General features: G+C 70.8%; 11 protein-coding genes. 6 read left to right on the top strand and 5 right to left on the bottom strand.

Annotation, left to right across the window (positions count from 1 at the left end):
* Positions 1-370: 370 nt before the first annotated feature.
* Both VHU88_04360 and VHU88_04355 read right to left on the bottom strand, forming a co-directional pair.
* Positions 371-1,213 (bottom strand): methyltransferase domain-containing protein, encoded by an 843-nt coding sequence (locus VHU88_04360; GenBank protein HEX3610899.1) that lies wholly within the window; start codon positions 1,211-1,213, stop codon positions 371-373.
* 111 nt (positions 1,214-1,324) lie between these two features.
* Positions 1,325-4,486 (bottom strand): adenylate/guanylate cyclase domain-containing protein, encoded by a 3,162-nt coding sequence (locus VHU88_04355; protein ID HEX3610898.1) that lies wholly within the window; start codon positions 4,484-4,486, stop codon positions 1,325-1,327.
* A gap of 288 nt (positions 4,487-4,774) precedes the next feature.
* Between VHU88_04355 and VHU88_04350 the strand changes: the two genes are divergently transcribed.
* Positions 4,775-4,897, top strand: a complete 123-nt coding sequence (locus VHU88_04350; GenBank protein HEX3610897.1) for a hypothetical protein — start codon at positions 4,775-4,777, stop codon at positions 4,895-4,897.
* Positions 4,898-4,906: 9 nt separating this feature from the next.
* Positions 4,907-5,095 carry a DUF6247 family protein gene (locus tag VHU88_04345; protein HEX3610896.1) on the top strand — a complete coding sequence of 63 codons (189 nt, stop codon included), beginning with the start codon at positions 4,907-4,909 and terminating at the stop codon, positions 5,093-5,095.
* Between the two features lie 93 nt (positions 5,096-5,188).
* On the opposite strand, the gene VHU88_04340 is transcribed toward VHU88_04345, so the two are convergent.
* Both VHU88_04340 and VHU88_04335 read right to left on the bottom strand, forming a co-directional pair.
* Positions 5,189-6,274: a TIGR03857 family LLM class F420-dependent oxidoreductase gene (locus VHU88_04340; GenBank protein ID HEX3610895.1), complete on the bottom strand. Its 1,086-nt coding sequence runs from the start codon at positions 6,272-6,274 to the stop codon at positions 5,189-5,191.
* Positions 6,271-6,417: a hypothetical protein gene (locus tag VHU88_04335; GenBank protein HEX3610894.1), complete on the bottom strand. Its 147-nt coding sequence runs from the start codon at positions 6,415-6,417 to the stop codon at positions 6,271-6,273. Before VHU88_04335 ends, VHU88_04340 begins: the two co-directional genes overlap by 4 nt.
* 844 nt (positions 6,418-7,261) lie before the next feature.
* On the opposite strand from VHU88_04335, the gene VHU88_04330 reads away from it, so the two are divergent.
* Positions 7,262-8,920, top strand: a complete 1,659-nt coding sequence (locus tag VHU88_04330; protein ID HEX3610893.1) for an ABC-F family ATP-binding cassette domain-containing protein — start codon at positions 7,262-7,264, stop codon at positions 8,918-8,920.
* 282 nt (positions 8,921-9,202) lie between these two features.
* Here VHU88_04330 and VHU88_04325 read toward each other — a convergent pair whose 3' ends face one another.
* Positions 9,203-9,997 (bottom strand): DNA-formamidopyrimidine glycosylase family protein, encoded by a 795-nt coding sequence (locus VHU88_04325; GenBank protein ID HEX3610892.1) that lies wholly within the window; start codon positions 9,995-9,997, stop codon positions 9,203-9,205.
* Between the two features lie 140 nt (positions 9,998-10,137).
* Between VHU88_04325 and VHU88_04320 the strand changes: the two genes are divergently transcribed.
* From VHU88_04320 to kdpA, 3 genes are read left to right on the top strand one after another with little or no spacing between them, the layout of a single operon-like run.
* Positions 10,138-10,260 (top strand): hypothetical protein, encoded by a 123-nt coding sequence (locus VHU88_04320; GenBank protein HEX3610891.1) that lies wholly within the window; start codon positions 10,138-10,140, stop codon positions 10,258-10,260.
* Positions 10,261-10,288: 28 nt separating this feature from the next.
* Positions 10,289-10,378 (top strand): potassium-transporting ATPase subunit F, encoded by a 90-nt coding sequence (locus VHU88_04315; protein ID HEX3610890.1) that lies wholly within the window; start codon positions 10,289-10,291, stop codon positions 10,376-10,378.
* Positions 10,379-10,390: 12 nt separating this feature from the next.
* Positions 10,391-12,055: a potassium-transporting ATPase subunit KdpA gene (kdpA, locus tag VHU88_04310; GenBank protein ID HEX3610889.1), complete on the top strand. Its 1,665-nt coding sequence runs from the start codon at positions 10,391-10,393 to the stop codon at positions 12,053-12,055.

Here is a 12,055-nt window from a genome sequence, read left to right as displayed (position 1 = left end):
ATCGGGACTCTTGTAGCGTCACGCGTGCAAAGAACGCGCGGTCGGGACAGGGTGTCTCTCCGTTGGTGGCCGTGATTCGTCCGGACCCGCGGGATCAGGGCTGGTGGCTCCGACGTCGCGGATCTGGCCGAGCAACATCGGCCCCTGATCATCCGTCTCCGATCGAGGAACCTTCGCCAGGACAGCTTGATGGGGACCACGAGATCACCCATCTCCGCAGCCCGGCCCCAGGCCGGGTCGGCAGTGGCTACCTGATGCTCCTCGGACTCGACGGCCTTCACTTCATGCTCGTCCATCGCTGAGCCGGGCTGGGCGCGCCAAGCAGCGAGCCCGGGATCTGATTGCACGTCACGGCGTGGGGCGGCCGGGCTCAGGTCGGCCGCCGCCCCCACACCTGGTAGACCGGCCCCCACATGGTGATCACGCCGGGCTGCGAAAGGTGGTCCTCGACGTCGGCGCACAGCTGGTCGAGGTCGTCGGCGGCGAGCAGGCCACCGCCCACGATCCGCTCGCGCATCAGCTGCGCGAAGAACGGCACGATGCGATGGTTCGGGTCGCCGTCGCGCTGCAGCAGGGTGAAGCAGTCCGCGTGGATGTCGCTCGCTCCGGCGTCCAGGAACAGACCGGGCACCCGGCGCCCGACGTACGGGTCGCGGCCGTCCCGCCACGCGGCGACGACCGCGGCGAGCAGACGGTCGTGGGAGGGATTGGCCGGGAAGCAGCCGAACCCGGACAGGTCGACCTCCTGGGCCGCCACCACACCGCCGGGCCGGACCAGTCTCAGCATCTCGGCCAGCACGCGGCCGGGTGCGAACACGTTGACCAGCACGAGCCGGGTGTGGGCGAGGTCGAAGCTGCCGGGGTCCAGGCCTGTCGCGGTCGCATCGGCCTCGACGATCTCGACGTTGGACAGGCCGCGCTCCTTCAGGCTCAGCGTCAGGTGCTCGACCATCCGTGGATCGCGTTCCACGGCGACGATCCGCCCGCCCGGCCCGACGCGTTCGCCGAGGAGGTCGAGGATCCCCAACGGTCCACAGCCGAGGTCGGCGACCCGCCACCCGGACGTGACGCCGATGCGGTCCAGCAGCGCTGCGGCGGGGCCGCGGACCGATTCGCCCTGTCCCAGCAGACGTTGGCGTTCGTCATCTCGCGCGCCCAGCAGGTACTCCCGCTCCCGGGCGGCATCCGCCAGTTGTGCGACGTCCTCGTTCATCGGTGGGGTTCCTCCCGGCGCCGGCAGCACGAGTCGGGCCAAATCCTGCCCGGCGCCGTATCGCCCTGGCAATTGCCGGGGCGCGGCGACCCCCGTCCCGGTGGCGTGACCTCAGCCGCCGAGTTCGGTGCGCACCCGCTGCTTGTGGCCGTGCGCGCCGATGGCGCCGTACCCGTCGGCCGCCAGTTTCAGCAGTCCGTGACGTGCCGTCGGATCCGGTTCGAGTCGAGCTCGCTCCTCCGCCAGGAGCGCACCGGCGGTGGCGGCGCCCGTTTCGGCCGCCAGCGCCGCACCGGCCGCGACCGCTGCTGCTGCCGCCGCCAGATCGTCGGCGCCGGTGGCCGATTCGCGCAGCGCGCGGGCCAGCACCGAGTGGGCGAGCGCGCCCGCCACGCGGGCCCCTTGGCGGCTGGCCAGGATCGTCGCCTCGGTGGCGGCGATCCGGGCCCCGGAGTGGTCGTCGAGGTCCAGGTGTGCGCGCGCGAGATCGGCCAGCAGCCGCACCTCGAAGTGCAGGCCCGTGCCGTGCCGGCGGCCGAGGGTCAGGGCGTCGTTGAACGCGGCCGAGGCTTCCAACGGGCGGCCCAGGCACAGCGCGGCCAGTCCGGTCGCATGCCCCGCCCGCACGGCGAGGGTGACGGAGTCCTGCGCCAGGGCGGCGGCGAGCGCGGCGTCGGATTCGGCGCGGGCGATCTCGGCCGGGTCGGCGGTGGCGTCGGCCAGGTCGGCCGACATCGACAGCGCCCAGGAGTGCCATTCGCCGTACGTCCGCACCTCGTACGCCGCCAGCGCGGTGTCCAGGACCGCCCGCGCCGCCGCGAGCCGACCGCCCGCGATCATCGCCATCGCGTTCCAGGTCTGGACCGCGTCGTAGACGCTGTACCCGGCCACGCTGCGCCCCGTGGCCGGGTCTCCGGCGCACACCGCCAGGGCCGCCTCGGTGGTCTCGTGGGCTGCGGACACCGGGCCGGAGAAGGCGTAGGCGTGCGCGAGCGTGCCGTGCGCGAAGGCGAGCAGGTCGCGGTTGCCCGACCTTTCCGCGAGCGGTATCGCGCGGCGGAAGGCGCTCAGACCCCCGTTGACGTCGCCGCCCCAGAGCCGGATCGTCGCCTCCGAGATGGCGAGCCGGGCGAGCAACTCGTCCGATCCCAATCGTTGCGCGGCGGGCCGGGCTCTGGCGAACAGCTCGTCGCGCTCGCCGGGGTCCATGCCGGTCCGGGCGCCGATGCGCAGGAGCTGGGCGTAGGCGGAGACCTCCAGACTCAGCGTCGCCTCGTCGCGCGGGACCTCGCGCAGGTGGTCCAGGGCCGTGCGCCACCGGCGGCGGGCCTCGTCGTAGTCGAGCCGGATGGCCTGGGTTCCCGCGCGCAATTCCCACCGGGCGGCCTCCAGCCGCTCGCCGGCGGCGTCGAAGTGCAGGGCCACAACCGCCGCCAGCTCGTCGTGGCGGTGCGGCTCGGACTCGACGATCGCACGCGCCGCCGCCCGGTGCAGCCGGCGCCGGGACGCGGCCAGCAGCGTCCGGTAAGCGACCTCGTGGGTCAGCGGATGCCGGAAGCGGTACTGCTCGGCCTGCTCGCCCGGCCCCAGTAGTTCGGCGTCAGCCAGCGCGTCCAGAGCTTGGGCGAGCTGGTCGGGATCCAAGCCGGTGACCTGGGTCAGCACGTCGCGCTCGACGGTGCGTCCGATCACCGCGGCGGCCTGGAGCACCGACTTGTCCCGCGGGTCGAGCCGGTCGATGCGCCCGGCCAGCACGGCGTGCACCGTCGGGGGCACGCGGACCTCGGCGACCGGGCGGGCCAGGGCGTACCGCCCGGGTTCGCCGTGCAGCGTGCCGTCACCGGCGAGAGACCGGACGATCTCCTCGGCGAAGAACGGGTTGCCGCCGGTGCGCTCGCGCAGGGAGGCCGCCAGCTCCTCGAGCCCCGGGCCGAGGAGTTCCCGGAGCAGCGCGTCGACAGCGTCCGGTTCCAGCGGGCTCAGCGGGAGCTGGGAGTAGATCGACTGCACCGTCCACGCGGCGTGGAACTCCGGACGGAAGTTGGTGACGACCAGCGTGCGGGTGCCGGGGTAGGAGCCGAACAGCCCGTCGAGGAAGGCGATGCTCTCCTCGTCGAACCAGTGCAGGTCTTCCAGGATGAACAGCAGGGCCGAGCGTTCGGTGCGCCGGCCGGAGATGCGGCGGAAGACGTCGAGAATGCGGCGCCGCCGGGCGTTGGGCCCCAACTGCGGGGCCGGCCGGTCCGGGTCGGGCACCTCGAGGAAGTCGAAGAGCAACGGCAGGTCGGCCTCGAAGGAGGAGCCCAGCTCGAGCACGCTTGCGGCCACAACCGCGCGGATCGACTCGGGGTCCTCCTCGCCCGTCACCCCGTAGAAGTCCCGGAGCAGGCCCAGGACGGGGAGCAGGGGGACCTGGCGCGCGTGCGAGACGCCGGCGGTGCGGCCCACGAGGAAGCCCGCCTCTTCGGCCACGCTGGCCAGTTCGTCGCAGAGCCGGCTCTTGCCGCTGCCGGCCTCCCCGACCAGTCCGACGACTGCGGCCCGTCCCTCCTGGGCGCCGTTGAGCGCCGCGAGCAACCTGCCGAAGTCGGCGTCGCGTCCGATCAGGCGGGCGGCGCCGGAGCTGCGGCGCCACGCCGTCCGGTCGCGGGCGGCCTCCAGCGCGAACACCCCGACCGGCACCGAGGATCCCTTGACCTCGGTCGCGCCCAGGCTGCGCAGCGCGAACCTGCCGGCGAGGAACCGGGCGGTGTGTTCGCTGAGGTAGACGGTGCCGAGCTCGGCCAGGCTCTCCATCCGCTGGGCCAGACCTACGGTGTGCCCGACTGTCGTGTAGGCCCCGAAGGCGTTGCCGACCTGGCCGGCGACGACCTCGCCCGAATTCAGTCCGACTCGGACCTCGATCTGGGCGCCGGTGCGGGTCCGGACCTCGTCGGCGAACTTTCGCGCGTCCTCGACGAGCCGCAGGCCCGCGTGGCAGGCGCGCGCCGCGTGGTCCTCCTGCGCAACGGGTGCGCCGAAAACAGCCATCACTCCGTCGCCGGTGAACTTGTCCAGGGTTCCGCCGAAGTCCTCGATCGCCTGGCGGCACACGTCGAACAGACGCTCCATCAGATCGGCCCAGTCGTCGAGGTCCAGCTCCTCGGCCAGGGTCATGGAGCGGGCGACGTCCGCGAACAGGACCGTCACCTGCTTGTGCTCTCCCTCCGGATTGGCCTCCGCCCGGTGCGGGGCCGACGGGACCGACGCGGGGCGCAGGGAGATGGACGCCATCGCGGCGGTGCCGGCGACCGGCTGGGGTACCGGGGCGGACTGGGCCCTACCGCACGCGCCGCAGAAACGATCGTCGGGCAGCAGGACGGCGCTGCAGCCCGGGCAGGTGACCGGCGGCACCGGCGTCCCGCATCCGGTACAGAACCGCAACCCGGACCGGGTCTGCTCACCACACGCTGTGCAACCCGTTCCGCCCACCGCGTCCCTCCTCGCGCCGCACGGACCCGACCCTAGTGATGCCGGCCCCCACCGGGTCAATCTGTCGGCGGTCCGGCCTACCCTTGTCCCATGCCGTCGTTGTCGGTCCCGCACGAGGATGAGCTGCCATCGCTCCCGCGGCCCGGATCCTCGCCCGGCGAGATCCGCGCGGCCTTGCACCCGGAGTACCGCGACGAGTTCGACCGCGACTAGGCGGCGGACATCAAGGAGGCCGCGGAGTCGTTCGAGCTCTCGGGGCTCCTCGACGTTGTCGAACACTGGCGGATGCGCGCGTGGGTCACGCGCGACCCGGACGAACATCGCAAGGTTGTCCGCCGCGCCGCCGAACTGCTGAGCGGTGAGGTCCCGCCCGACGATGAGCCGGTGGCCGTGACTGAGTCTCGGCTGTAGCCGCGCGGATGTACTGGGTCCACCTCGGCGCGGAGGCCCAAGCGCAGCTCGTGGCTTCCTTCGTTTCCACCCTCCGAGCCCCGTCGTGTCGGGTTATCCGTGGTTTCGGGCCTCCCAGGCCGCCGCGAGCTTGGCGTTCTGCCTCGGTGTGCTGCCGTAGGTGACGAGTTCGTCGGCGCCGGCCTCTCGGAAGCGCGCGAATTGCGCCACGCAGTCGTCGGTCGAGCCGATCGCGCAGCTCTCGATCATCCACTCGTCCGGCACCAGCTTGGCCGGTTCGGTCAACTGGTTGCGATGAAACATCGAGTCCGCGATGGGGCTCGAAGCTGAGGATCTGAGCTGAGTGTGGTCGGAGAGCCGGCCGACGATGGACCGATCCCAGTGGTTCACCCGGCAGAGGGCGTCGCCGTAGCCGGGCGCCTGGAGGTACGTGACCGCCCGCGCGTGCGCGATCTGTCGGGTCTCCGTGTCGTCCAGGTCGGGAGCGGTGATCACGCACTGAGCGATCCGCAGGGTGGCCGGGTCTCGGTCCATCCGCAGGCACGCGGCCCGAAGTCGCTGCACCGTCTCGGCGGTGGCCGCCGGAGTCATGTTCGGCACGAGAAGCACGCCGTCCATGCACATCGCGGCTGCCTCCGCCGCGCGGGTCAGACCGAAGGTGCCGAACCACAACTCGGGCGGTGGCCCAGCGTGCAGATCGCCGAGCGACAGCGCTTCGTAGCTGCCTGCAGGCCCGTCGTAGGAGACGGTCTCGCCTTCCCAAAGCCGCCGCACGATCGTTGCGTAGTCGACGAATGCCGCCATGGTCGCGGCCCGCAGTCCGGTTCCTTTGAGCACGCCGTTGTCGCCTCGGCCAAGGCCGAGCACGAAGCGGTTCCCGTACGCGGCGGTCATCGTCGACCCGAGAGCTGCGGCGTGCAGCGGATGGCGCGACGCCGGGTTGATCAGGCCAGTGGCCAGCCCGATCCGCTTGGTGAGTGCGCCGACGCCACCGAGCAGGGCGCCGGCCTCCTTGAGGTTCCACCGCTCCGACAGGAATATCCGACGGAAGCCGACGGCCTCGGCCTCGACGCCGTCGAGGATTCCCTGCGCCGGCGATCGTTCATCGGTCTCATAACGGCCATTCGGCTCCGCCTTGACCCGTCCGGCGATGATGAAGGCGCTCAGGTCGTCGATCACGTCCGTCCTTCCGGCAGGTTGGCCGGCGGGGCGAGTCCGGCCAGGACGCGGCGAAGACCCGCGTCGAAGTCGAAGCGGCGCGCCGCCAGGATCGGCCCGAGGGCGCGCAAGTTCGGGAATTCCGCGGCGGGCAGGTCCGCCAATGCGGACAGGCCGCTCGCGCCGGGTCCGGCCGCCGGGAACTCGACGTGCCGGAGGGCAGCCCCGAAGGTGTAGCAGGCGAGGATTTCGAATGCCTGCGTTGCTTCCGGCCCCGCCGGAATTGAATCTCCGAGAAATACCGATCAGCCAGGGCAGCGAACACCTGTTCCTTGGTGCTGATGTGGCGGTACAGACTCATCGCCCCGGAGCCGAGTTCCTCCGCCAGTCGGCGTATCGTCAGGTAATCGGCGCCGTCGCGCTCCACCAGTTCGTGCGCTGCGGAGACGATCGCTTCCAGCGACAACCGAGGCGGGCGCCCGCGCCGTGGAGTCATCACCGGTGCCTCACGGCGACACTGTTGCGTACTTGTACTCAAATTTGCAACGCCGGTCGAGGGATTCCGGCCGACAATCCCGAGGTAGTCGCTACGCCGGAGTAGAACTGGCTGACGAAGCCGAACTGGTCGGATTACAACGGAGTGGTTCCGGTGCCCGGCCCAGCGGCCGTGCAAGTCGCCTGGTGTGCCGAGCCGGTGGTCGGCACGGCATTCCGGAGGTCGGCCGCGGGCGCCAACCTCAGGAGTACCGGGCGCTTTTTGAATTCTTGTGATTGTCCGATCAACTGACAGCTGCCGAATTCACGGTCCACTGGTACAAGAATTCAGCTATTGAGAATGACCCAGCTCTGAATACCGTCAGCCCGACCCGTCCGGCTTGTACATGAATCGGCCTTTGCCGATCGGTCCGAGAATCCGTGCCGAACGAGACCCGAGACAGTGAAAACTCACGCGGGTGGGGCGGATCACCGCGCCACGGTGCGGCCTCGGCCTTGTAACGTCGGGCCCATATGAGCGCGACATTGACTGCGAAGGGCCTGTCGGCCGCCCACGGGGACCGGACTCTGTTCGCGGGGCTCGACCTGGTTCTGGCGCCGGGCGATGCACTCGGTGTCGTCGGGCCGAACGGGGCCGGCAAGTCGACGCTGTTCAAGCTGCTCGCCGGGCTGGCGCCGCCGGGGTCGGGGCGGGTCAGCCTGTCGCCGCCCGGAGCGGTCGTCGGCTATCTGCCGCAGGAGCCCGGGCCGGTGGCTGGCGAGACGGTGCTCGGTTTGATCGCCCGACGCTCCGGCGTCGCGCCTGCGCAGGCTGCCCTGGACGCCGCCGCCGACGCGCTCGGCGCCGGCCACCCGATCGGCGGCCTCAGCGCGGAGGACGCCTACAGCCTCGCGCTGGAGCGCTGGCTGGCCCTGGGTGCGGCCGATCTCGAGGAGCGCACCGAGGCGACGTTGGCGGACCTCGGGCTCGGGGTCGACCCGGCCACCGAGGTCGCGACGCTGTCCCGCGGGCAGGCGACCCGCGCGGGCTTGGCGTCGTTGCTGCTCTCGCGCTACGACGTGTTCCTGCTCGACGAACCGACGAACGACCTCGACCTGGACGGCCTGGAACGGCTCGAGCAGTTCGTCAGCGGGCTGCGCGTCGGGGTGGGCCTGATCAGCCACGACCGGGAGTTCCTGGTCCGCACCGCCACGAAGATCGTCGAGCTCGACCTGGCCCAGCAGCAGGTGAAGATCTACGGGGGCGGCTACACGGCATATCTGACGGAGCGGCAGATCGCACGCCGGCAGGCCAGAGAGGCCTACGAGGGCTACGCCGACCGGGTGGGGGAGCTCACCGAGCGGGCGCGGACGCAACGAGCCTGGATGGAGAAGGGCGTCAAGAACGCCCACCGCAAGGCGGCACCGGACAACGACAAGATCGGTCGCAAGTTCCGGTCCGAGGCGACCGAGAAGCAGGCCGCGAAGGCGCGCCAGACCGAGCGGCTGCTCGAACGTCTGGAGGTCGTCGAGGAGCCGCGCAAGGAGTGGCAGCTGCAGATGGAGATTGCCGCGGCGCCTCGCGCCGGTGCGATCGTGGCCACCGCCAACGGCGCGGTGGCTCGGCTGGGTGCGTTCACGCTCGGGCCGGTGGAGGTGCAGATCGACTGGGCGGACCGGGTGGCGATCACTGGCCCCAACGGCGCCGGGAAGTCCACGCTGCTCGCCATGTTGCTGGGGCGGCTGGCGCCCGAACAGGGCTCGGCCGGCGTCGGATCGGGCGTGCGGATCGGGGAGATCGACCAGGCCCGCTCCGCATTCCTCGGTTCGACGACCCTGCTGCGGGCCTTCGGCGAACAGGTGCCGGATTCCTCCGAGGCCGACGTCCGCACCCTGCTGGCCAAGTACGGGCTGCGGTCCGATCACGTCCTACGGCCGGCGGCGAGCCTGTCGCCGGGGGAGCGGACGCGGGCGAGCCTGGCGCTCCTGCAGGCCCGGGGGGTCAACCTGCTCGTTCTCGACGAACCGACGAATCACCTCGACCTGCCCGCGATCGAGCAGCTCGAGGAGGCGCTGGAGACCTACACCGGAACGCTTCTGCTGGTCTCGCACGACCGACGGCTGCTGGAAGTGGTTCGCGTCAACCGGCGCATCGCCGTGGAAGCGGGGGCGGTGCGGGAACTCTCGGTCTGATCGGCCGCGGGGCTCGGCGCAGCCCCTGGGATTCGGGCCGAGATCGCCGAGCGGATTCCGTCAGCTGCCGTTGGTCAGCTGCCGCAGGAGCAGTTGTCGCCGCACTTGCACGGGTTACAGGTGCAACCGCCGGCCTCGTGCTTCTCGTTCTCGGTCATTCGACCGCTCCTCTCGGGTCGGAAGGCCGTCCGAGGGGACCCTCGACGGCCCGCGGAACTGCGGTCTGCGAGTTCGACGCTACCCCTAAGTGGTTTGTGACACACCTGGGGTCGAGCGGCTGAATCAGTCGCCGGGTTGGCAGCTGGGGCACCAGTAACTGAGCCGTTCCTGGCCGGGCGGCCCGTAGCGCTCGGTGCGGATCGGGGTGCCGCAGCGGCGACAGGGCCGCCGGGTGCGTTCGAACACCCAGTGCTCCTGGCCACGGCGGGAGTTGCCGGTGGTCACCTGCGCGTAGCTGCCCGCGGCGATGTTGGCCCGCAGCAGCCGATGAGCCAGGCCGACCACGTGGCCGAGGTCGCCCACCGCAGCCACCGGGCGACGCGGGTGCACACCTGCCAGGAACAGCGTCTCGGCACGGTAGAGGGTGCCGATGCCGGCCAGGTTGCGCTGGTCGAGCAACGCCTCGCCGACCGACCGCTCCGGTTCGGCCAGCAGGCGCCGCAGCGCCTCGGCGGCGTCCCAGTCCGGACCCAGCAGATCCGGCCCGAGGTGACCGACCACCGTCGACTCGGCGTCGGCGCGCACCAGCTCGACCACCGGCAGGCGGAAGCCGACGACCCGATGCTCGGCGGTGTTGAGCACCACCCGGATCTGGTGGGCCGCACCGCCGCGGACGTGCTCGCCGGCCGGCCCGATGCGCCACGTGCCGTCCATCCGCAGGTGGGTGTGCAGGGTCCAGCCGTTGCCCAGCCGGAAGAGTTGGTGCTTGCCGCGGGGGAGCACCTCGTCGACGGCCACGCCGCGCAGGTCGACGGTCGCCAGCTTCGGCACACGCAGGTCGGCGTCGACCAGAGCCCGGCCGGCCAGCACCGCGTGCAATCGCCGGCAGGTCAGCCAGACGGTGTCGCCCTCCGGCACTGCACCCCCGAGTCCTGGTCGGCCCACCAGCCTAACCGGGGCCGCCGCCGTAGGGATTCCGTCAAGATGCCGCGGGCGGGCGTATGGATCACGTAGCGACATCTGGTTGTCCGGTCGCGCCCGAGCTTCGCTGGGAACTGTTGCCTGGCAGTCTGCTGGGCCGGCCGAGGAGCCACTCGATGCAGGACGTCCTCTACATCGCTCTCACGGCGGCGATCTTTGCCGTGCTCGCGGCGGTCGTCGCCGGACTGGAACAACTGTGAGCGCGCAGGGCCGGATGGAGGCACGCCGGTGAATGGGTCGAACGTCGCGGGACTGATCGTGTCGGCGGTGCTGGCCGTGTTCCTGCTGATCGCCCTGCTACTGCCCGAACGTTTCTGACGGGAGATCAGAATGTCATCGACCTCGGCGGGTCTGCTCTTCGCCGCCGTCCTGGTGCTCGCTCTCGCGGCGGCCCACCGCCCGCTGGGCGACTGGATGTACCGGGTCTACACCGACCGCAAGCACTGGTGCGTCGAGCGGCTCATGTACCGGGCCATGGGCGTCGAGCCCGATTCGGAACAGCGATGGCCGACCTACGCCCGCAGCGCGCTGGCGTTCTCGGTGGTCTCGATCATCGGGCTCTACGGCCTGGAACGCCTGCAGAACAAGCTGTTCGACAGTTTGGGCTTCCCGGCGGTCTCGCCCGGGCTGGCGTGGAACACCGCCGTCAGCTTCGTCACCAACACGAACTGGCAGAACTACTCGGGTGAGTCGACGATGGGCGACGTCGTCCAGACCGCCGGCCTCGCGGTTCAGAACTTCGGGTCCGCCGCGGTGGGGATGGCGGTCGCGATCGCCCTGGTCCGCGGGTTCGCGCGCAAGCAGGCCGACACGATCGGCAACTTCTGGGTCGACCTGGTGCGTGGCACCGTCCGGATCCTGCTGCCGATCGCCACGGTCAGCGCAATCCTGCTGGTCGGGGGCGGCGTCATCCAGACCCTCGCCGGCCACTCGACCTGGCACTCGGTCGCGGGGGGCACGCAGACCTTCACCCCGGGTGCGGTCGCCTCGCAGGAGGCCATCAAGCAGCTCGGCACCAACGGCGGCGGGTTCTTCAACGCCAACTCCGCCCACCCGTACGAGAACCCGACGGCCTGGACGAACTTCCTGGCGATCTTCCTGCTGCTCGTGATCGCCTTCGCCCTGCCGCGCACCTTCGGTCGGATGGTCGGTGACAACCGACAGGGCTACGCGATCGTGGCCGTGATGGGCGTGCTGTTCCTGGGCAGCCTGGCGATCACGATGGGCGCGGAGCTGTCGCACCACGCCGACACCGTCCCGACCGCGATCGGCTCGGCGATGGAAGGCAGGGAAGCGCGGTTCGGCGTACCGGACTCCTCGGTGTTCGCCACCTCGACGACGCTCACCTCCACCGGCGCGGTCGACTCTGCCCACGACAGCTACAGCGCGCTGGGCGGCGGCATGCTGATCATGAACATGATGTTCGGCGAGGTCGCGCCCGGCGGTGTCGGTTCCGGCCTCTACGGCATGCTCGTGCTGGCGATCCTCACGGTCTTCGCCGCCGGTCTCATGGTCGGGCGGACCCCGGAGTACCTGGGCAAGAAGATAGGCGCCCGCGAGATCAAGCTCGCCTCGCTCTATTTCCTGGCGACGCCGATGTGCGTCCTGCTCGGTGCCGCGGTGGCGATGGCTTATCCACACGGGCGCGCCGCGATGAGCAACTCCGGGGCGCACGGGTTCTCGGAGATCCTCTACGCCTATACGTCCGGATCGAACAACAACGGATCGGCATTCGCCGGATTCAGCGGGAACACCCTGTTCCACAACAACGGGCTGGGTCTGGTGATGGCCTTCGGCCGCTTCCTGCCCATGGTGATGATCGTCGCCCTGGCCGGCTCGCTGGCCAGGCAGAAGCTGGTCCCGAACTCGACGGGCACGCTGCCGACCCACCGCCCGCAGTTCGTCGGGATGCTCGCCGGCGTCACGGTGATCCTGGTCGCGCTGACCTACCTGCCGATGCTCGCCCTCGGGCCGCTCGCGGAAGGACTCCACTGA

This window comes from Sporichthyaceae bacterium (assembly GCA_036269075.1).
GTDB lineage: Bacteria > Actinomycetota > Actinomycetes > Sporichthyales > Sporichthyaceae > DASQPJ01.
Note: the sequence above shows the minus strand (reverse complement) of the source record. Positions and strands in the feature narration are given on the sequence as shown.

What these genes read in the sequence shown, in the direction of transcription:
- VHU88_04360 (HEX3610899.1), bottom strand. Translation starts at nt 1,213, where the DNA reads ATGAACGAGGACGTCGCACAACTGGCGGATGCCGCCCGGGAGCGGGAG.
- VHU88_04355 (HEX3610898.1), bottom strand. Translation starts at nt 4,486, where the DNA reads ATGGCGTCCATCTCCCTGCGCCCCGCGTCGGTCCCGTCGGCCCCGCAC.
- VHU88_04350 (HEX3610897.1), top strand. Translation starts at nt 4,775, where the DNA reads ATGCCGTCGTTGTCGGTCCCGCACGAGGATGAGCTGCCATCGCTCCCG.
- VHU88_04330 (HEX3610893.1), top strand. Translation starts at nt 7,262, where the DNA reads ATGAGCGCGACATTGACTGCGAAGGGCCTGTCGGCCGCCCACGGGGAC.
- kdpA (HEX3610889.1), top strand. Translation starts at nt 10,391, where the DNA reads ATGTCATCGACCTCGGCGGGTCTGCTCTTCGCCGCCGTCCTGGTGCTC.